Raw genomic sequence first — 19,375 nt, 5'->3', positions numbered from 1 at the left:
ATCATCACGGGGTGCGGTTACGCCGGGTTTCGATGATGTTCGGCAATTGGGAAATACGCCCCAACAACCTCCCCAATGCGTCCAGCCCCGGAATCTCGATGGTCAGGGACATCAACGCGGTGTTGTCCTCTTTGTTCGAGCGGGTGTTGACCGCCAGCACGTTGATCCGCTCATTGAGCAGCACTTGCGACACGTCACGCAGCAGACCGGAACGGTCGTAGGCACGAATGATGATGTCCACCGGATAGGTCAACACCGGCACCGGGCCCCAACTGACCTGGATGATCCGCTCAGGCTCGCGCCCGGCCAGTTGCAGCACCGAGGCGCAGTCCTGGCGGTGAATACTGACACCGCGACCCTGGGTGATGTAACCGACGATCGCATCGCCCGGCAACGGCTGGCAGCAGCCGGCCATTTGGGTCATCAGGTTGCCGACGCCCTGGATCTGGATGTCGCCGCGCTTGCCCGGCTTGTAGCCAGTGGCTTTGCGCGGAATCAGTTCCAGCTGTTCGTTGCCGCGTTCCGGCTCGACCAGTTGCTGTGCCAGGTTGACCAGTTGCGCCAGGCGCAAATCGCCGGCACCCAGCGCGGCAAACATGTCCTCGGCGGTTTTCATGTTGGCCTTCTCGGCCAGCTTTTCGAAATCCACCTGCGGCAGACCGAGGCGATTGAGTTCGCGCTCGAACAGGGTTTTACCGGCTGCGACGTTCTGGTCGCGCGCCTGCAATTTGAACCAGTGAACGATTTTCGCCCGCGCCCGCGAGGTGGTGATGTAGCCCAGGTTCGGGTTCAGCCAGTCGCGGCTCGGCGTGCCGTGTTTGCTGGTGATGATCTCGACCTGCTCACCGGTCTGCAGGCTGTAGTTGAGCGGGACGATCCGCCCGTTGATCTTCGCACCACGGCAGTTGTGACCGATTTCAGTGTGCACGCGGTAGGCGAAGTCCAGCGGTGTGGCGCCTTTAGGCAAATCGATCGCGTGACCGTCGGGGGTGAAGATGTACACCCGATCCGGCTCGATATCGACCCGCAGCTGTTCCGCCAGACCACCGATATCGCCCAGCTCTTCGTGCCACTCGAGCACCTGACGCAGCCAGGAGATTTTCTCTTCGTAGTGATTGGAGCCGGATTTGACATCGGTGCCCTTGTAGCGCCAATGAGCGCAAACGCCCAGCTCGGCCTCTTCGTGCATCGCGTGGGTGCGGATCTGCACTTCCAGCACCTTGCCTTCAGGACCGATGACCGCCGTGTGCAACGAGCGGTAGCCGTTCTCTTTCGGGTTGGCGATATAGTCGTCGAATTCTTTCGGGATGTGCCGCCACAAGGTGTGGACGATGCCCAGCGCGGTGTAGCAGTCGCGCATTTCCGGCACCAGCACGCGCACCGCGCGCACGTCGTAGATCTGACTGAACTCCAGACCCTTGCGCTGCATTTTGCGCCAGATCGAATAGATGTGTTTGGCCCGGCCGCTGATGTCGGCATCGACGCCGGTGGCCTGCAATTCGGCCTGCAACTGGTTCATCACATCACTGATGAACCGCTCGCGATCAAGGCGCCGCTCGTGCAGCAACTTGGCGATCTGCTTGTATTGTTCAGGCTCCAGGTAACGGAAGGACAAGTCCTCCAGTTCCCATTTGATATGACCGATGCCAAGACGGTGAGCCAGCGGCGCATAGATGTCGAAGACTTCCCGGGCGACCCGGTTGCGCTTTTCGTCATCGGCAGTTTTCACCGCACGGATCGCGCAGGTGCGCTCGGCCAGTTTGATCAGTGCGACGCGAACGTCGTCGACCATGGCCACGAGCATCTTGCGCAGGTTTTCCACCTGGCCCTGAGAGCCCAGCACCAACGATTGGCGCGGGCTCAGGCTGGCGCTGATCGCCGCCATGCGCTGCACGCCATCGATCAGTTTGGCGACCACCGGGCCAAAGCGCTGGCTGACGGCCGGCAGCTGGATATGGCCTTCGCGTACGCCACGGTAAAGAATTGCCGCGACCAGCGAATCCTGATCGAGCTTGAGGTCGGCGAGGATCTCTGCGATCTCAAGGCCCGTACGAAAACTCGACGTGCCTTCGGCCCAGAGATTCTTCGCCGCTTTGTCTTGCTGTTCGGCCTGACGAGCGAACTCGCAGGCTTCTTTCAAGGCTTCGCGATCCAGTGCCGGATCGACACTGACCGCATGATCGAGCCAAGCCTCGAGATTGATACTGCCGTCGGTATTGATCGGCTGGTGTGCTCTCACCTGTACCATCTTGCTTACCTTCCCTACGACGCAGATTCAATGCGTCAAATCGCTGACCTTCGTTGCTCATGCGCCCCTGCCGGGCTGAGCGGCTGATGCATGAGCGGTCTGGTCGGACCTGACGAGCCATCCTAGCTCGCTTCAAATAACGCCATGGCCTCGACATGTGCCGTCTGAGGAAACATATCGAGGATCCCGGCACGTTTTAACCGGTAGCCCTGCTTGATCAATTCGACCGTGTCGCGGGCCAAAGTTGCAGGGTTGCACGACACATAAACCAAGCGCTTGGCACCCAGCGATGCGAGTGTGCGCACCACCTCGAAAGCACCGTCGCGCGGTGGGTCCAAGAGTACCGCAGAAAAGCCCTCGCCGGCCCATTTGGCATCAGCCAAAGGCTGGGATAAATCGGCCTGAAAAAACTTCGCGTTATGCAGATTGTTGCTAGCGGCATTCGCAGCGGCGCGCTCGACCATGGTCTGCACACCTTCCACCGCTACCACTTCACGGACGTTCTGCGCCAGCGGCAAGGCAAAGTTACCCAAGCCACAGAACAGATCGAGCACGCGTTCGTCAGCGGCAGGCTTCAGCCATTCCAGCGCCTGGGCGACCATCGCTTCATTGACCCCGGCATTCACCTGAATGAAGTCACCCGGGCGATACGCCAGTTCAAGATTCCATTGCTCAAGTCGGTAACCCAACGCCTGATCGGCATCGACCGGTTGCGGCTCGCCTTCGCCATGCAGCCACAATTGGGCGTCATGGAATGCGCAGAATTCCTTGAGAATGCTCAGGTCGGTTTCAGACAGTGGCGCCATGTGCCGTAGCAACAAAGCCTGTGATGAACCGGCGAACAATTCCACATGACCCAACGCTTGAGGCTTGCTCAAACGCCGGAGCATTTCCGGCAAACCGCTCATGATCGGCTGCAAGGGCTGTACCAGCACCGGGCAATCGTTGATGCCGACGATGTCCTGGCTGCCGGCGGCACGAAAACCGACTTCGAGTTTTTTCGTCTTCACGTCCCAACGCACCGCCACCCGGGCGCGACGTCGGTAGGCAAACTCAGGACCGCTCAAGGGCTCTGCCCACTGCTCGGGTTCGACACCGGCCACTCGCGACAGCTGCTCGGCGAGCATGCGCTGTTTCAGGGCGAGCTGTTCGTTGTGGGGCAGATGCTGCACGCTGCAACCACCGCAGCGCCCGGCATGGGCGCACGGTGCCGGACGACGCACTTGATTGGCGACGAAGACGCGCTCGGTGCGTGCCTCGACGACTTTGCCATGGGCACCCAGGACGCGGGCCTCGACTTCTTCACCGGCCAATGCACCGATGACGAACCAGGTACGACCTTCGAAAAACGCGATACCGCGACCGTCATTCGCCAGGCGCTCGATGGTCAAGCGCTGCTTTTTGCCGGTCGGGACTTGCGGGGCCTTGCTGCCGCCAGTGGGCTGGAAGCGCAGGCCTCTCTCTTGCTTGGCCATCAGTTGGGTGCGTCGAAAATGCCGGTCGACAAGTAACGGTCGCCACGGTCACAAATGATCGCGACCATCACCGCGTTTTCGACTTCTTTGGACAGGCGCAGCATCGCGGCTACAGCACCGCCCGAGGACACGCCACAGAAGATCCCTTCTTCGCGCGCCAGACGACGGGTCACGTCTTCGGCTTCGCTTTGGGCCATGTCGACGATCCGGTCAACCCGATCGGCTTGATAGATCTTCGGCAGGTATTCCTGCGGCCAGCGACGGATACCCGGAATCGCCGAGCCTTCCATTGGTTGCAGACCGACGATCTGCACAGCCGGATTCTGTTCTTTCAGGTAACGCGAGACACCCATGATGGTGCCCGTGGTGCCCATGGAACTGATGAAATGAGTAATGGTGCCCTGGGTCTGGCGCCAGATTTCCGGGCCAGTACCGGTGTAGTGCGCCTCGGGGTTGTCGCCGTTGGCAAACTGGTCGAGCACCTTGCCGCGACCCTCAGCCTGCATCCGCTCGGCGAGGTCGCGAGCACCTTCCATGCCCTCTTCCTGGCTGACCAGAATCAGCTCCGCGCCATAAGCGGTCATCGCAGCCTTGCGTTCAGCGCTGGAGTTGTCGGGCATGATCAGGATCATCTTGTAACCCTTGATCGCCGCGGCCATGGCCAGGGCAATCCCGGTGTTGCCGGAGGTCGCCTCGATCAGCGTATCGCCAGCATGGATCTGCCCACGCAGCTCGGCACGGGTAATCATCGACAGCGCCGGACGGTCCTTGACCGAACCCGCCGGGTTATTACCCTCGAGCTTGAGCAGCAGGGTGTTGCTGGTGGCGCCGGGCAGGCGCTGCAAACGAACCAGCGGAGTGTTGCCGACGCAATCGGCGATGGTGGGGTACTGCAAGGTCATGGCGTATTCGCAATCCAGACTGCGGGGGCGACCATCATACCGGCAAACGTGCGCAGGCCATATCACGCAAAGTGTGGTGCTTATGGCTAATGGGAATAAGCGCTGGTTTTGACTCGGATCGTTCCCACACTCTGCGTGGGAATGCAGCCCGTGGCGCTCTGCGCCACATGCGCCCAGATGCGGGATGCAGAGCGTCCCTAGAGGCATTCATTAATGAGCCAACAACCGCATATTCAGCCGCAACCCCTGCCCCGTGTTCTCCGCCCACAAGCGTCCGCCCTGACGCTGCACCGCGTTGCGCGCGATGCTCAGGCCCAGGCCAAAGCCGCCATTGCAGGGGCGTGAGCCATTGAGTCGGGTGAACGGGTCGAAGATGCGTTCCAGGTCGTGTTCGGCAACACCGCCGCCCTGATCTTCGAGCCACAGCAACCAATAATCGCCGTCGCGCTGGCCGCCGAGGCGCACGCTGCCGCCAGTCGGAGAATGGCGGATGGCATTGCGCAGGATGTTTTCCAGCGCCTGGGCCAAGGTATTCAGATTGCCGCGAACCCAGCATGAAGCCTCCACCGCGCAGTGCAGTTGCTCGGTGGGCCAGCCGCTTTCGTAGCAGGCGTTTTCCGTAAGCATTTCCCAAAGCGCCTGAATCTGGATCGCTTCATCCGGTAAGGGCGCGCACTGCGTGTCGAGCCAAACCAGTTGCAGAGTGTCCTCTACCAGCCGCAGCATGCCATCGACTTCGCGGCCGATTCGCTCGCGCAGTTGCAGCAGATCCTCTTCGCTTTCGCTGGCTACCCGCAGGCGGCTCAACGGTGTGCGCAGTTCATGAGACAAGTCGCACAGCAGTTGCTGTGGCAAGGCCTCGGTGCTTTGCCGGCGTTCGGGCATTTGAGCGAAAGCGCGGGCCTGTTCATCAAGGTTGTTCAAAGGCGCCACCCGGTCAGACCACTTCATCAAGCGCACTCAATACATAACCCTTGCCCCAGACGGTGCGCACTTCTCGTTCGCAGTAGCCGATGGCCTTGAGTTTGCGGCGGATCTGGCTGATGTGCATGTCCAGGCTGCGATCGTGGGGCGCGTAGCCGCGCTGCAACACCTGCTGATAGAGGAAAGCCTTGCCGAGCACTTCATCGCCACTGCGATTGAGGGTTTCCAGCAGCCGGTATTCGCTGCGGGTCAGCCCGGCCCACTGCTCACCATAGTGAACGTCACGCCGTTCATCGTCGAAACGCAGGCCGTGAACGTCGCCGTTGATCGCTGGCCGCGTATGTCGACGGTCCAGGGCCACCCGCCGCAGGATCGCTTCGATGCGCACCCGCAACTCGGCCATGCTGAAAGGCTTGGGCAGGTAGTCGTCGGCACCCTGACGAAAACCGCTGATGCGATCCGCTTCGGAGCCCAGTGCCGACATCAGCAGCACCGGGGTGGAATCGCGGGTCCGCAGATCGGTCAATAGCGCCAGGCCATCCATGCCTGGCAGCACAATATCCATCAGCACGATATCGAAGGTCTGCTCGCGAGCAATCGCCAACCCGTCCTCGCCGTTCTGGCACCAGGTCACCTGAAAGCCACAGCGCCCCAGATGTTCATGAACATGTGCCCCCAATACAAGGTCGTCTTCAATCGCCAGGATACGAGGGGGGACAATAGATACGGGAGTCATTAGCTTCTGCAAGTAATTCTCAATCACTAATTATTCAAGATTGCCCGGCAGTGAGCAACCCGCGACTTTCGTCGCTGCCCCCCCGTAACGTTCAAACCGTCACAAAGCTCCGGATAATTTGCCGGGATTGCCTGCCAGCAAATCGCTACACTGCGCGGGTAGCGCGTGCCGGATGCACGCACGGTCATCTATAAACAGCGTGATAGCAGGAGAGTGACGTGCTGAAGAAACTGGGGATCAAAGGTCGCGTATTGTTGTTGACCTTGTTGCCGACCAGCCTGATGGCCTTGGTTCTGGGCGGTTACTTCACCTGGATGCAACAGTCCGACCTGCAAACCCAACTTCTGCAACGCGGCGAAATGATCGCCGAACAACTGGCACCTCTGGTCGCCCCGGCCATGGGCCACAAGAATGACGACCTGCTGGAGCGCATCGCGACCCAGTCACTGGAGCAACTGGACGTGCGCGCCGTCTCGTTCCTGGCGCCGGACCGCACGCAACTGGCGCACGCCGGGCCGCTGATGCTCAACCGGGCGCCCACTGGTGACAACACCCATATGCTGCAACGCACCAGCAACGACGCCACCCGTTACCTGTTGCCGGTGTTTGGCAGGCATCGCAACCTGGCCGGCGAGCTGATCCCCGATGAGTCCGATCGCTTGCTGGGCTGGGTCGAGCTGGAACTCTCCCACAACGGCATGTTGCTGCGCGGTTATCGCAGCCTGTTCGCCAGCGTGCTGTTGATCGCCGCCGGTCTGGTCGGCACCGCACTGCTGGCATTGCGTATGGGCCGCACCATCAATACACCGCTGAACCTGATCAAGCAGGCCGTGGCGCAACTCAAGGACGGCCATCTCGAAACCCGCCTGCCCCCGCTTGGCAGCCAGGAGTTGGATGAACTGGCCTCGGGTATCAACCGCATGGCCAGCACCCTGCAAAATGCTCAGGAAGAATTGCAGCACAGCATCGATCAGGCCACCGAAGACGTCCGGCAGAACCTGGAAACCATCGAGATCCAGAACATCGAGCTGGACCTGGCGCGCAAGGAAGCCCTGGAAGCGAGCCGGATCAAGTCCGAGTTCCTCGCCAACATGAGCCACGAGATTCGCACCCCGCTCAATGGCATCCTCGGTTTCACCCACTTGCTGCAAAAAAGCGAACTGACGCCGCGTCAGCTCGACTACCTGGGCACTATCGAAAAGTCCGCCGACAGCCTGCTGGGGATCATCAACGAGATTCTCGACTTCTCGAAAATCGAGGCTGGCAAACTGGTACTCGACAGTATTCCGTTCAACCTGCGCGATCTGCTCCAGGACACCCTGACCATCCTCGCCCCGGCCGCCCACGCCAAACAGCTCGAACTGGTCAGCCTGGTGTACCGCGACACTCCGCTGTCGCTGGTTGGTGACCCGTTGCGGCTCAAGCAGATCCTTACCAACCTTGTGAGTAACGCGATCAAGTTCACCCGCGAAGGCACTATCGTTGCCCGCGCCATGCTTGAAGAAGAACACGAAGATAGCGTGCAACTGCGCATCAGCATTCAGGACACCGGCATCGGCCTGTCGAATCAGGACGTGCGCGCGTTGTTTCAGGCCTTCAGCCAGGCCGACAACTCGTTGTCGCGGCAACCGGGTGGTACCGGCCTGGGACTGGTGATCTCCAAGCGGTTGATCGAGCAGATGGGTGGCGAGATTGGCGTCGACAGCACACCGGGCGAAGGCTCGGAATTCTGGGTCAGCCTGAGCCTGCCAAAAACCCGCGACGATGCCGAAGACCTGCCAGGACCACCGTTGCTCGGACGGCGCGTTGCGGTGCTGGAAAACCACGAGCTGGCACGTCAGGCCTTGCAGCATCAGCTGGAGGACTGCGGCCTTGAAGTGACCCCGTTCAACACCCTCGAAAGCCTGACCAATGGCGTCACTGGCGCGCACCAGACCGAGCAGGCGATCGACCTTGCCGTGCTCGGCATCACCTCCAACGACATGCCGCCGGAGCGGCTGAATCAGCATATCTGGGACCTCGAGCACCTGGGCTGCAAAGTGCTGGTGCTGTGCCCGACCACCGAACAGACGCTGTTCCATCTCTCGGTGCCCAACCCTCACAGCCAGTTGCAGGCCAAACCGGCCTGCACCCGCAAGCTGCGTCGCGCACTATCGGATCTGGTCAACCCGCGTCAGTTGCGCAACGAGCCGGGCGAACCGGTTTCCAGCCGCGCGCCCAAAGTACTCTGCGTCGACGACAACCCGGCCAACCTGCTGCTGGTGCAGACGCTGCTTGAAGACATGGGCGCCAAGGTGCTGGCGGTCGAAAGCGGTTCCGCGGCGATCAAGGCCGTGCAGACCGAAGCCTTCGACCTGGTGCTGATGGACGTGCAGATGCCGGGCATGGATGGGCGCCAAAGCACCGAGGCGATTCGCCAATGGGAAAGCGAACGGCATTGCACGCCGTTGCCGGTCGTCGCCCTCACCGCCCACGCGATGGCGAATGAAAAGCGCGCCTTGCTACAAAGCGGCATGGACGATTACCTGACCAAACCGATCAGCGAACGCCAATTGGCGCAGGTGGTGTTGAAGTGGACCGGGCTGGCCCTGCGTAACCTCGGTCCGGAGCGGGCCGACGTTTATGGCAACACCAGCGACCTGCTGGTGCTCGACCCTGATGAAGGCCTGCGCCTGGCGGCCGGCAAAGCCGATCTGGCGGCCGACATGCTGTCGATGTTGCTGGCCTCACTGGAAGCCGATCGCGAGGCGATTCGCGTCGCCCGTGAAAGCAATGACCAGAATGCCCTGATCGAACGGGTCCACCGCCTGCACGGGGCGACGCGCTATTGCGGCGTTCCGCAGTTGCGTGCGGCCTGCCAGCGCAGTGAAACCCTGCTCAAGCAACAAGACCCCAAAGCCCTGGTGGCGCTGGAAGAGCTTGAGCGGGCGATCAACCGCCTGGCCTCGCAAGCGCGTATTGGCGCTTGACCCAGCGCAATGGCGCGGCGGTCGCTGAGGGTTAAACTCAGCGCACTACCCCACCCGTTGATCGTTCCCACGCTCTGCGTGGGAACGATGAAACGCACTCAAGCACAAGGATGACGCCATGCGCACGATTCTCTTCAGCAGCCAGACATACGACCGCGAGAGCTTTCTCGCAGCCAAAGTGCCCGCCGGTATCGAGCTGCACTTCCAGCCCGCGCGCCTGAGTCTGGATACAGCGGCGCTGGCCGAGCGGCATGAAGTGGTCTGCGCCTTTATCAATGACGACCTCAGCGCGCCGGTGCTTGAACAACTGGCCGCTGGCGGCACGCGCCTGATCGCCCTGCGCTCGGCCGGTTACAACCACGTTGACCTGGCTTGCGCGAAACGCCTGGGTTTAAGCATCGTCCGCGTGCCGGCCTACTCGCCCCACGCCGTGGCCGAACACGCAGTGGCGCTGATCCTGGCACTGAACCGCCGCCTCTACCGCGCTTACAACCGAACCCGCGAAGGCGATTTCAGCCTGCACGGGCTGACCGGTTTCGATCTGTTCGGCAAGACCGTCGGCGTGGTCGGCACCGGCCAGATCGGCGCCGTCTTCGCGAAAATCATGGCCGGGTTTGGCTGCAAGCTGCTGGCCTATGACCCTTCCCCTAATCCTCACGTCCAGGCCCTCGGTGCCCGCTATCTGCCGTTACCGGAGCTGTTGGCCGAAGCGCAGATCATCAGCCTGCACTGCCCGCTGACCGCCGAGAGCAAACACCTGATCAACAGCCAGTCGCTGGAGCATCTGCAACCCGGCGCCATGCTGATCAACACCGGGCGTGGCGGACTGGTGGACACACCAGCGCTGATCGATGCACTGAAAAGCGGTCAGCTAGGGTATTTGGGGCTGGATGTCTATGAAGAAGAAGCCCAACTGTTCTTCGAGGACCGCTCCGACCTGCCGCTGCAAGACGACGTGTTGGCGCGGCTGTTGACCTTCCCCAATGTGATCATCACCGCGCACCAGGCCTTCCTGACCCACGAAGCGTTGGCCGCCATTGCCACAACCACCTTGCAGAACATCATCGATTGGGCCGCTGGCACACCGCACAATCAGGTCGAAAATTGATTTGGCCTGATCGAAGGTCGCAACCATGGACCATGCCCGATTCTTTCGCGTGCTAGCATATCGCGCATATTTGGAGGACCCATGGTCGAACACGATTTCCGCTACAGCCTGATGAACCCGCAACACACCCTGACCGAATGCCGCGCGCTGACGCCGGGGCGTTATCAAGTCACCGGCAACGGCGGCTCGATCCGCGCCGATGACGTGTTGTTGGTCACCCTCAAGGGCAGCAAGGACTTGTCCATGCGCCTGACCGTTGAAAACGTTCGCCACCTGCTCAAGCCCATGGGCCAGTGGGTTGCCGTGGCCAGTGGTCCGGTGTTTGGCGAATTGGCGATCCATAATTGGCAAGTGAATTGCGACAGCTGCACCAAGGAGCTGAAATTCGAGTTCGCGGTCGACGCCAAGCTGGGCAACAAGGCCGAAAAACCGGCCGCCACTGCACGGATTGCCGAACTGGGCTGGACCACCGCCAGCGAGAAGCACCTGTGCCCGAAATGCCAGGAGCCCGTGTAATGAAACACCTCGTTCTGGCCGCGATGGCGGGTGCCAGCCTGCTGGGTTGCGCCGCTGAGCCGGTGCAACTGCAGCAGGATCGCAGCTATGTGCTGGAGTGGATCGGTGAACGCCCGCTGATCGACTACAGCCACCTGACCATCACTTTGGGTGAAGACGGTCGCGCTTATGGCAATGGTGGCTGCAACCACTGGTTCGCGCCCTACACGCTGGACGGCGCCAAGCTGAGCTTCGGCAAAGTCGGCAGTACTCGCAAAATGTGCGCCCCGGCCTTGATGGAACAGGAAAAGCGCTTCCTGCAAGCACTGGAAACCGTGCAGCGCTGGGACATCTCGCCGATCGAGCAAATACGCTTCTGGCCAGCCGAAGGCAAGCCGCTGCGCTGGTGGCTTGAAGAGGGCTGATTAACCTCGACGCTGATCGTTCCCACGCTCCCGCGTGGGAACGATCATCAGCAGTCGTCACATCGCCTGCAACGCCTTGAGCTTCGCCATCACTCCCGCCGCCGTCTGCTCACCCATCAACTGTTCGCGCACCTTGCCCTTGTCATCGATGATGTAGGTCACCGGCAGCGCCTCGCTGCGTGGCAATTCGAAGCGGTCGGCCGGATCCTGGGCCAGCACAGTGAACGTGATCCCGAGCGTTTCACTGGCGCTCTTGAGCTCTTCGCCCTGCACATTGTCGAAATTGACCCCGAACACACCGATCTTCTGACCTTTGAGCTGTTCAGCCAAAACGTTCAATTGCGCAATCTCGGTACGGCACGGGCTACACCACTCGGCCCAGTAATTAAGCACAAACCATCGGCCATCCAACCGCTCGGACGCCACTTTCTGTCCCAGTTGATCAGTGCCGTAGTCATAGCCACAGCCGCCAAGCAGCAAGGTTGCGAAGAGGGCCAATGCTGCTGTCAGTCGCCTTGTCATGAGGTCATCCTTACTCAAAAAAACAGGTTCTGCTGCGACCCATCGCCTCCCAAGGTTCAGGACTGCTCGCTGCACAGGTAGAATAGCCGCCACCTTACGCAAGATGCGAACCGCACATGACCGATCTGACGCTTTATCACAACCCGCGCTGCTCGAAATCCCGCGGTGCGCTGGAACTGCTGGAAGCCCGTGGCCTGACGCCAACCGTGGTCCGCTACCTGGAAACCCCGCTGAACGCCGCGCAGCTGCAAAGCCTGCTGGGCAAACTCGGCATCAGCGCCCGCCACTTGCTGCGCACCGGCGAAGACGAATACAAAACCCTGAACCTGGCCGACAGCAGCCTGAGCGAAGCGCAATTGATCGCCGCCATCGCCGAGCATCCGAAACTCATGGAGCGACCGATTTTCGAAGTCGGCGACAAGGCCATCATCGGCCGTCCGCCAGAGAACGTGCTGGAGATCCTGCCGTGAGTACGCCGTACATTCTGGTTCTGTATTACAGCCGCAGTGGCTCGACCAATGAAATGGCCCGACAGATTGCCCGTGGTGTGGAACAGGCCGGGATGGAAGCGCGCCTGCGCACGGTGCCGGCGATCTCCAGCGAATGCGAGGCGGTGTCGCCGGACATTCCCGACGAAGGTGCGCTGTACGCCAGCCTCGACGACCTGAAAAACTGCGCAGGCCTGGCCCTTGGCAGCCCGACCCGCTTCGGCAACATGGCGGCGCCGCTGAAGTACTTCCTCGACGGCACCAGCAACCTGTGGCTGACCGGCGCACTGGTGGGCAAACCGGCCGGGGTCTTCACCTCGACAGCCAGCCTGCACGGTGGCCAGGAAACCACCCTGCTGTCGATGATGTTGCCATTGCTGCACCACGGCATGCTGATCACCGGCTTGCCCTACAGCGAATCGGCATTGCTCGAAACCCGCGGTGGCGGCACGCCTTACGGCGCCAGCCATCATGCCGGCGCTGACGGCAAAAGCGGCTTGAACGAGCATGAAGTCGCCTTGTGCCGGGCTCTGGGTCTGCGTTTGGCGAAAACCGCCCTGAAACTGGAGCACTAACGTGGCCAAAAAGCCGAAGGTTCTGCCCTCCATCGATTGGCTCGAACCGCGAGTTCGGGCGATGCGTGTCATCAGCCTGCTGTGCTACTTCGGCCTGGCGGGATTGCTCTGCGCCTATTACCTGATGATCGCCGACCTGCATGGTGCGCGGCCGTGGGTCATCCTGCTGATTGAGCTGGTGCCCTTGTTGGTGCTGGCACCGGGCATGCTCTGCGGCAGCCCGCGCGGGCATTCATGGATGTGCTTTGTGGTGAACCTGTATTTCATCAAGGGCGCGACTGCCGCGTTCGACCCGAATCGGCAGGTGTTTGGCCTGCTGGAAATGGCCGCGAGCCTGGCGGTGTTCTGTTCGGCGCTGCTGTATGTGCGCTGGCGGTTTCAGTTGAACCGTAAGCTGGCCGGCGAAGGTCAACTGGCCTGATCAGATCGTTCCCACGCTCTGCGTGGGAATAATAATCCACGCTAATGATTGACGGTGTAAGCCAGCATCATCGAAATCTGACACATCGGCCGGCCACTCTCGGCGTGCCACTGGTTGAAAGCGTTCTGCACCATCGCCAAATCGCGCAGGCTGGTCGGCACCTTGTCGATAATCTGCTGCGCATTCAACGCCGCGACCACGTCATAGCTCGGCACGAAGGTGTCCTTGCCGACCATCCGCAGAAACCGCGGTGCCGACAACCCGCCCAACTGATGACCGTGCTTGGCCAGGTATTTCCACAGGCCAACGATGTCGGTCACCGGCCACGCGGCGATCAATTCGCCGAAGCTGCCCTTCTCTTTCGCCACGTCCAGGATGAACTGCGCGTTGCGCGGCACACTCTTGAGCTTGCCCAGGTGGCGGATGATCCGCGCTTCCTGCATCAGTCGCTCAAGGTGCTCGGCGCCCATCAGCACGACCTTTTCCGGGTCGAACCCGAAGAACACTTCTTCGAATGCCGGCCATTTGGCGTCCACCAGGCTGTGCTTGAGGCCGGCGCGAAACACCCGCAACGCCAGGGTCGACAGGTAGCGGTCATCGCTGATCTTGCGCAGTTGTGCCGGGGTCTTGGGTACGGGCAGATGGGCTTCCAGTTCGGCTGCCGAACCAAAACGGTTCAGACAGTATTCGTGCAGCCACTTGTAATCGCGCATGCCCTCTCCTGAGGATTGAATTGAAAACGGCCTGCCATAAGAATCTGTGGGAGCGAGCTTGCTCGCGATGGCGGTGTGTCAGCCGGTATCGTTGTCGACTGACAGGACGCTATCGCGAGCAAGCTCGCTCCCACATTTTGTTCAGAGGTTGACGACGTTGACGAAACGCGACGCAGCGGTTTCGTCGATACGCAGGTTGGTGAAGTCGAACAGGTTACGGTCCGCCAACTGCGACGGAATGACATTCTGCAAACCACGGAAAATGCTTTCGGTGCGGCCCGGCGTCTTGCGTTCCCAGTCCTGAAGCATTTCCTTGACCACCTGACGTTGCAGGTTTTCCTGGGAGCCGCAGAGGTTGCACGGGATGATCGGGAACTGCTTGAAGTCCGAGTAGGCCTGAATGTCTTTCTCGTTGCAGTAGGCCAGCGGGCGGATCACTACGTTACGGCCGTCGTCGGCACGCAACTTCGGCGGCATGGCCTTGAGCGAACCGTTGTAGAACATGTTCAGGAAAAACGTCTCGACGATGTCGTCGCGGTGATGACCGAGGGCCATTTTGGTCGCGCCGATTTCGTCGGCGAAGGTGTAGAGCGTGCCGCGACGCAGGCGCGAGCACAGCGAGCAGGTGGTCTTGCCTTCCGGCACCAGCTCCTTGACCACCGAGTAGGTGTCTTTTTCGACGATGTGGTATTCCACGCCCAGCTCTTTCAGATAGGCCGGCAGCACATGCTCAGGGAAACCCGGCTGTTTCTGGTCCATATTCACCGCGACTATCTCGAACTTGATCGGCGCCACCTTCTGCAGGTGCATCAGCACGTCGAGCAGGGTGTAGCTGTCCTTGCCACCGGACAGGCAGACCATGACCTTGTCGCCGTCTTCGATCATGTTGTAATCGGCGACGGCTTCACCGGCCTGTCGGCGTAGACGTTTCTGCAGTTTGTTCTGGTTGACCGAAAGAGTGCCCATGGCGCTTGAAATCCGCGAGGTGTGACGAAAGGCCGACATTTTACGCAAAAACGCTTCGGGGGCGAAGAGCCGAGCGGATACCCCCCCTCGCCACAGGAATGAGACTGGCCACAAATGATGCGTTGTCATGCGGCGATGCGATTAGCCCCAGGGTTTACAGCGCGATTTGCTCTAAAGCCCCCCACCTGTGGCAGCCAGTACTTTCTATACTGCGACATAAGGTCGCACGCATTCAGACCTCTACTGACTTGGCCATTGGCCCGTAGGCGCTCCGCTGGGGGGCGATAGCAATCACGAAGGAGTGACTGACTATGATCCATCACGTCGTGGGGCTGTTCACCCACCCTGATCAAGAATGGAAAGAAATCCGTGGCGACCAAGAGGAAAGTATCAGCCACATGTACCTCACCCACACGCTGATTCTGGCGGCAATACCGGCTATCTCGGCGTTTATCGGCACTACCAAGGTCGGTTGGGTCATCGGTAGCCGCGCGCCGGTCATGCTGACCCAGGAAAGCGCGCTCTGGATGACCATCATGTCGTACCTGGCGATGCTCGGCGGGGTCGCAGTGATGGGCGCGTTCATTCACTGGATGGCTCGCACGTATGACGCCAGCCCGAGCCTGGCGCGCTGTATCGCGTTTGCCACCTACACCGCCACGCCACTGTTCATCGGCGGTCTGGCAGCGTTGTACCCACATATGTGGCTGGGCATGGTCGTCGGCACCGCGGCCATCTGCTACACCGTGTACCTGCTGTATGTGGGGCTGCCGACTTTCATGAACATTCCGTCGGATGAAGGTTTTCTGTTCTCGAGTTCAGTGCTCGCCGTAGGGCTGGTGGTGCTGGTTGCGATCATGGCATTCACCGTGATTGTCTGGGGACTGGGCGTCGGCCCGGTCTATACCAACTAGCACGGGCAACTTACAACGAGCAGATGAAGCGGGCGAAGGACGCTGCCTACAAAACAAACAGGGATCTGCCAACACAGGCCGCCGCAAGGCGGCCTTCTCTATTGCACGACGACCATTCGGCGCCTGGGCGATTCGCAATGAGCGCGGTTTGCAGCATACTCGACGCCTCTGGAGATCCGCCAAGCATGCCCGAGCAACTCAATTCCCGCGTCGAAGACTGTTTCCAACAAGCCGAATCCTTTTTCAAACGCTCCTTCAAACGCCCGGTGGTCAGCCTCAAGTTACGTGGCCAGAAGGCCGGCGTAGCGCACCTGCATGAAAATCTGCTGCGCTTCAATCCGCAGCTGTACCGGGAAAACGCCGAAGACTTCCTCAAACAGACCGTGGCTCACGAAGTCGCGCACCTGATCGCCCATCAACTGTTCGGCGACCGCATACAGCCGCATGGCGAAGAATGGCAATTGATCATGCTCGGGGTGTACGAACTGCCGCCCAATCGCTGCCACACCTACGCTATCAAACGTCGCAGCGTGACCCGCTACATCTACCGCTGTCCCTGCGCCAACAGCGATTTCCCGTTCTCGGCCCAGCGCCATAGCCTGGTGCGACAAGGGCGACGGTATTTGTGTCGGCGTTGCCGGCAGACGCTGGTGTTTACCGGTGAGTCGCGGGTCGAATGACCATATGATCGTCCCCATGCTCCGCGTGGGAACGATCACACCACTACCTTCGCTGTACGCAATGTCTCGATTTGTTCAGCGCTATACCCCAACTCACCCAACACCTGATCGGTATGCTCGCCCAACGCCGCGCCGATATGTCGTGGCTCGGGCAAGCCTTCTGAAAACTTCAATGGACAAGCCATTTGCGCCTGCGTGGTGCCGTCGTTGCATGGCACCCGGGTGACCAGAACCCGAGCTTTCAACTGCGGATGCTCGACCGCTTCGGCCAGGCTCAGCACTGGCTCAACGCAAGCATCGAGCCCGGCAAACAGCGTGCAGAGCTCGGCAAAGTCATGTTTTTCGAATTCGATCTGAAACGCCAGCTTGAGCGCCTTTTGCTGCTCGTGGACCGGCGACAGCCCCAGTACCGCCAGCTCCGGCTGACCCAGCGCCGTGCACAGCTGCTGCATGAAATCCGGTTCCAGGCTGCCGACCGACATCCAGCGACCATCGCGAGTGCGGTAATAGTCATAGAAGCTGCCACCATTGAGCACCTGATCTTCGCGCCCCGGCATCACACCGCAAGCCAGATAACCCGCGCCGGCCATGGCGTTCAGGCTGAATGCGCAGTCGGTCATGCTCACGTCCAGGTGTTGCCCCTGGCCACTGTGCTGACGGGCTATCACCGCCGCCAGCAGGCCGATCACCCCGTGCAGCGAACCACCGGCAATGTCCGCGACCTGAATGCCCAACGGCAGCGGCCCGCTATCCTCGTGCCCTGTGTAGCTGGACACGCCGGCCAGTGACAGATAGTTGATGTCGTGACCGGCGCGGTCCTTGTAGGGGCCCGTCTGGCCGTAACCGGTGATCGAGACGTAAATCAGCCGCGGATTGATCGCCTTCAGGGCCTCGTACCCCAGCCCCAGACGCTCCATCACACCCGGGCGAAACTGCTCGAGGAGGATGTCGTGGTCTTGCAGCAATTGCTTGACCACCTCCAGCGCTGCTGGCTGCTTGAGGTCCAGCGCCAGGCTGCGCTTGTTGCGATTGAGGTAGGCGTGACTGGCAGAAGTACCCTGATCGTGGGGCGGTAAAACCCGCACCAGGTCCATCCGGTTCGGCGACTCAATGCGCAGCACCTCGGCGCCCATGTCCGCCAGCAACAACGAGGCAAACGGCCCCGGCAACAGCGTCGAAAAATCCAGAACCTTGAGTGATGCCAATGGCCCGTGCATGTGCGTTCTCCCTAAGCGATACATAAAGCCTAGGCAGCCGATGACCTGGCAGCAATCACCGTAACCATCAGCCGGACTGACCTTTGCGCTCAAACCTGCGGCAATAAAAAACCCGCCGAAGCGGGCTTTTCATCAACTCGATGAATTACTTCACCGGAGTCGGGTTTGGGTTTTCAGCCACTGGCAGATCGTCTTCTCCATAGGTGTTGGTGATTGCACGACCACCGGAAGCCAGTTCCGTGTGCATCTGGTCGACATCCAGCTCCTTGACCCACTTGGCCACGACCAGAGTCGCAACCGCGTTACCCACCAGGTTGGTCAGGGCGCGGGCTTCGGACATGAAACGGTCGATCCCGAGGATCAGCGCCAGGCCGGCAACCGGCAGGTGACCGACCGCAGACAGGGTGGCGGCCAGCACGATGAAGCCGCTACCGGTCACACCGGCAGCACCTTTGGAGGACAGCAGCAGCACGATCAACAAGGTGATCTGGTGCGTGATGTCCATGTGGGTGTCGGTCGCCTGAGCGATGAACACCGCGGCCATGGTCAGGTAGATGGCAGTACCGTCGAGGTTGAACGAGTAACCGGTCGGGATCACCAGACCCACAACGGATTTCTTCGCGCCCAGGCGCTCCATTTTGATCAGCATGCGTGGCAGTACCGATTCCGAAGAGGAAGTACCCAGCACGATCAGCAGCTCTTCACGGATGTAGCGAATCACTTTCAGCACGCTGAAACCGTGAGCGCGCGCGATGCCGCCCAGCACGACCAGAATGAACACCACGCACGTGATGTAGAAGCACGCCATCAACTGACCCAGTTGCACCAGCGAACCCACACCGTAGGCACCGATGGTGAAGGCCATGGCGCCCAGGGCACCGATTGGCGCGAGCTTCATGATCATGTTGATGATGTTGAACATCACGTGGGCGAAGCGATCGATGAAGTCCAGGATCGGCTTGCCATAGGCACCCAGGCGATGCAGGGCGAAACCGAAGATTACCGAGAACATCAGCACTTGCAGGATATCGCCGTTGGCGAACGCGCCGACGATGGTGGCCGGGATGATGTTCAGTATGAAGCCAACGACGCTTTGATCGGCACCGGCCGCGACATAGGCCGCAACCTTGGAGGCGTCCAGTGTGCTGGCATCGATGTGCATGCCGTTACCTGGCTGCACGATGTTGACCACTGCCAGACCCACCAGCAATGCGATGGTCGAAACGATTTCGAAGTATAGCAGCGCGTAACCGCCGGTCTTGCCGACCGATTTCATGTTCTGCATGCCCGCGATACCGCTGACGACGGTGCAGAAGATGATTGGCGCAATGACCATTTTGATCAGTTTGATGAACCCGTCACCCAGTGGCTTGAGCGCCACGGCGGTCTGCGGGTAGTAGTGACCGAGCAGGATGCCGATAGCGATGGCAACGATCACCTGGAAATACAGGGATTTGTACAGTGGCTGACGAGTCGTCATTGCAAAGTTCCTCAAGAGCACCGCGCTGCAATCAATCATCTGAGGCAGGCGACACCTAAAGTGCGAACCCTCCTGCACCGGAGGGATTTGTTTTGTCGAGCTGCGCGCTGGCAGACC

At 60.5% G+C, this 19,375-nt stretch carries 18 protein-coding genes and 1 pseudogene; 9 read left to right on the top strand and 10 right to left on the bottom strand.

The features are described from left to right. Positions 1–4 precede the first annotated feature (4 nt). The 5 genes and pseudogenes from relA to FPT12_RS23040 all read right to left on the bottom strand — a co-directional run bounded on the left by relA (position 5) and on the right by FPT12_RS23040 (position 6,285). Positions 5–2,248, bottom strand: coding sequence for a GTP diphosphokinase (relA, locus tag FPT12_RS23060; RefSeq protein WP_145020492.1), 2,244 nt, complete (start codon positions 2,246–2,248; stop codon positions 5–7). Between the two features lie 122 nt (positions 2,249–2,370). Next, positions 2,371–3,723: a 23S rRNA (uracil(1939)-C(5))-methyltransferase RlmD gene (rlmD, locus tag FPT12_RS23055; protein ID WP_145020489.1), complete on the bottom strand. Its 1,353-nt coding sequence runs from the start codon at positions 3,721–3,723 to the stop codon at positions 2,371–2,373. Next, positions 3,723–4,625 carry a cysteine synthase CysM gene (cysM, locus tag FPT12_RS23050; RefSeq protein ID WP_054593570.1) on the bottom strand — a complete coding sequence of 301 codons (903 nt, stop codon included), beginning with the start codon at positions 4,623–4,625 and terminating at the stop codon, positions 3,723–3,725. The genes rlmD and cysM overlap by 1 nt, the downstream gene beginning before the upstream one ends. A 210-nt stretch (positions 4,626–4,835) precedes the next feature. Continuing rightward, positions 4,836–5,546, bottom strand: a pseudogene (locus tag FPT12_RS23045) (sensor histidine kinase); the annotation flags it as partial. Between the two features lie 16 nt (positions 5,547–5,562). Beyond that, positions 5,563–6,285, bottom strand: coding sequence for a response regulator transcription factor (locus FPT12_RS23040; RefSeq protein ID WP_145020483.1), 723 nt, complete (start codon positions 6,283–6,285; stop codon positions 5,563–5,565). A 218-nt stretch (positions 6,286–6,503) separates the two neighbouring features. On the opposite strand from FPT12_RS23040, the gene FPT12_RS23035 reads away from it, so the two are divergent. The 4 genes from FPT12_RS23035 (at position 6,504) to FPT12_RS23020 (ending at position 11,282) form a co-directional block, all read left to right on the top strand. Next, positions 6,504–9,254, top strand: coding sequence for a response regulator (locus tag FPT12_RS23035; RefSeq protein WP_145020480.1), 2,751 nt, complete (start codon positions 6,504–6,506; stop codon positions 9,252–9,254). Between the two features lie 118 nt (positions 9,255–9,372). Continuing rightward, positions 9,373–10,362: a 2-hydroxyacid dehydrogenase gene (locus FPT12_RS23030; RefSeq protein ID WP_145020477.1), complete on the top strand. Its 990-nt coding sequence runs from the start codon at positions 9,373–9,375 to the stop codon at positions 10,360–10,362. An 81-nt stretch (positions 10,363–10,443) separates the two neighbouring features. Further along, complete coding sequence (locus FPT12_RS23025) at positions 10,444–10,878, top strand: hypothetical protein (protein ID WP_145020474.1); 435 nt, start codon at positions 10,444–10,446, stop codon at positions 10,876–10,878. Next, positions 10,878–11,282, top strand: a complete 405-nt coding sequence (locus FPT12_RS23020; RefSeq protein ID WP_145020471.1) for an META domain-containing protein — start codon at positions 10,878–10,880, stop codon at positions 11,280–11,282. Before FPT12_RS23025 ends, FPT12_RS23020 begins: the two co-directional genes overlap by 1 nt. 57 nt (positions 11,283–11,339) lie before the next feature. On the opposite strand, the gene FPT12_RS23015 is transcribed toward FPT12_RS23020, so the two are convergent. After that, a complete protein-coding gene (locus FPT12_RS23015) occupies positions 11,340–11,804 on the bottom strand; it encodes a TlpA disulfide reductase family protein (RefSeq protein ID WP_145020468.1) in 465 nt (154 codons plus the stop codon). Between the two features lie 116 nt (positions 11,805–11,920). Between FPT12_RS23015 and arsC the strand changes: the two genes are divergently transcribed. The 3 genes from arsC to FPT12_RS23000 are packed head-to-tail and all read left to right on the top strand — an operon-like array spanning position 11,921 to position 13,288. Next, complete coding sequence (arsC, locus tag FPT12_RS23010) at positions 11,921–12,274, top strand: arsenate reductase (glutaredoxin) (protein WP_145020465.1); 354 nt, start codon at positions 11,921–11,923, stop codon at positions 12,272–12,274. Beyond that, positions 12,271–12,867, top strand: a complete 597-nt coding sequence (gene wrbA, locus FPT12_RS23005) for an NAD(P)H:quinone oxidoreductase (protein ID WP_145020462.1) — start codon at positions 12,271–12,273, stop codon at positions 12,865–12,867. Before arsC ends, wrbA begins: the two co-directional genes overlap by 4 nt. Position 12,868: 1 nt before the next feature. Then, positions 12,869–13,288, top strand: coding sequence for a DUF2069 domain-containing protein (locus FPT12_RS23000; protein WP_145020459.1), 420 nt, complete (start codon positions 12,869–12,871; stop codon positions 13,286–13,288). Between the two features lie 41 nt (positions 13,289–13,329). Here the strand turns inward: FPT12_RS23000 and FPT12_RS22995 are convergent, their stop codons facing one another. Together FPT12_RS22995 and ttcA are read right to left on the bottom strand one after the other, a co-directional pair. Then, positions 13,330–14,001 carry a DNA-3-methyladenine glycosylase I gene (locus tag FPT12_RS22995; protein ID WP_145020456.1) on the bottom strand — a complete coding sequence of 224 codons (672 nt, stop codon included), beginning with the start codon at positions 13,999–14,001 and terminating at the stop codon, positions 13,330–13,332. A gap of 141 nt (positions 14,002–14,142) precedes the next feature. After that, positions 14,143–14,967, bottom strand: a complete 825-nt coding sequence (gene ttcA / locus FPT12_RS22985; protein ID WP_145020450.1) for a tRNA 2-thiocytidine(32) synthetase TtcA — start codon at positions 14,965–14,967, stop codon at positions 14,143–14,145. A gap of 311 nt (positions 14,968–15,278) precedes the next feature. Here ttcA and FPT12_RS22980 point away from each other — a divergent pair, with 311 nt between their 5' ends. Both FPT12_RS22980 and FPT12_RS22975 read left to right on the top strand, forming a co-directional pair. After that, the gene (locus FPT12_RS22980) at positions 15,279–15,881 is read left to right on the top strand and encodes a Yip1 family protein (protein WP_145020447.1); all 603 of its coding nucleotides are present in this window, start codon (positions 15,279–15,281) and stop codon (positions 15,879–15,881) included. Positions 15,882–16,066: 185 nt separating this feature from the next. After that, positions 16,067–16,561 carry a SprT family zinc-dependent metalloprotease gene (locus FPT12_RS22975; protein WP_145020444.1) on the top strand — a complete coding sequence of 165 codons (495 nt, stop codon included), beginning with the start codon at positions 16,067–16,069 and terminating at the stop codon, positions 16,559–16,561. Between the two features lie 35 nt (positions 16,562–16,596). Here FPT12_RS22975 and FPT12_RS22970 read toward each other — a convergent pair whose 3' ends face one another. Then, entirely contained in the window at positions 16,597–17,778 is a 1,182-nt protein-coding gene (locus FPT12_RS22970; RefSeq protein ID WP_145020441.1) for a CaiB/BaiF CoA-transferase family protein, read from the bottom strand. Positions 17,779–17,923: 145 nt separating this feature from the next. Further along, complete coding sequence (locus FPT12_RS22965) at positions 17,924–19,258, bottom strand: dicarboxylate/amino acid:cation symporter (protein WP_145020438.1); 1,335 nt, start codon at positions 19,256–19,258, stop codon at positions 17,924–17,926. Positions 19,259–19,375 lie beyond the last annotated feature (117 nt).

The organism is Pseudomonas sp. H3(2019) (assembly GCF_007713465.1).
GTDB lineage: Bacteria > Pseudomonadota > Gammaproteobacteria > Pseudomonadales > Pseudomonadaceae > Aquipseudomonas.
This window is presented reverse-complemented; position numbering and strand designations above follow the sequence as displayed.

What these genes read in the sequence shown, in the direction of transcription:
- relA (WP_145020492.1), bottom strand. Translation starts at nt 2,248, where the DNA reads ATGGTACAGGTGAGAGCACACCAGCCGATCAATACCGACGGCAGTATC.
- FPT12_RS23025 (WP_145020474.1), top strand. Translation starts at nt 10,444, where the DNA reads ATGGTCGAACACGATTTCCGCTACAGCCTGATGAACCCGCAACACACC.
- FPT12_RS22975 (WP_145020444.1), top strand. Translation starts at nt 16,067, where the DNA reads ATGCCCGAGCAACTCAATTCCCGCGTCGAAGACTGTTTCCAACAAGCC.
- FPT12_RS22970 (WP_145020441.1), bottom strand. Translation starts at nt 17,778, where the DNA reads ATGCACGGGCCATTGGCATCACTCAAGGTTCTGGATTTTTCGACGCTG.
- FPT12_RS22995 (WP_145020456.1), bottom strand. Translation starts at nt 14,001, where the DNA reads ATGCGCGATTACAAGTGGCTGCACGAATACTGTCTGAACCGTTTTGGT.
- ttcA (WP_145020450.1), bottom strand. Translation starts at nt 14,967, where the DNA reads ATGGGCACTCTTTCGGTCAACCAGAACAAACTGCAGAAACGTCTACGC.
- FPT12_RS23020 (WP_145020471.1), top strand. Translation starts at nt 10,878, where the DNA reads ATGAAACACCTCGTTCTGGCCGCGATGGCGGGTGCCAGCCTGCTGGGT.
- cysM (WP_054593570.1), bottom strand. Translation starts at nt 4,625, where the DNA reads ATGACCTTGCAGTACCCCACCATCGCCGATTGCGTCGGCAACACTCCG.
- FPT12_RS22980 (WP_145020447.1), top strand. Translation starts at nt 15,279, where the DNA reads ATGATCCATCACGTCGTGGGGCTGTTCACCCACCCTGATCAAGAATGG.
- arsC (WP_145020465.1), top strand. Translation starts at nt 11,921, where the DNA reads ATGACCGATCTGACGCTTTATCACAACCCGCGCTGCTCGAAATCCCGC.
- FPT12_RS23040 (WP_145020483.1), bottom strand. Translation starts at nt 6,285, where the DNA reads ATGACTCCCGTATCTATTGTCCCCCCTCGTATCCTGGCGATTGAAGAC.
- FPT12_RS23030 (WP_145020477.1), top strand. Translation starts at nt 9,373, where the DNA reads ATGCGCACGATTCTCTTCAGCAGCCAGACATACGACCGCGAGAGCTTT.
- FPT12_RS22965 (WP_145020438.1), bottom strand. Translation starts at nt 19,258, where the DNA reads ATGACGACTCGTCAGCCACTGTACAAATCCCTGTATTTCCAGGTGATC.
- rlmD (WP_145020489.1), bottom strand. Translation starts at nt 3,723, where the DNA reads ATGGCCAAGCAAGAGAGAGGCCTGCGCTTCCAGCCCACTGGCGGCAGC.
- FPT12_RS23015 (WP_145020468.1), bottom strand. Translation starts at nt 11,804, where the DNA reads ATGACAAGGCGACTGACAGCAGCATTGGCCCTCTTCGCAACCTTGCTG.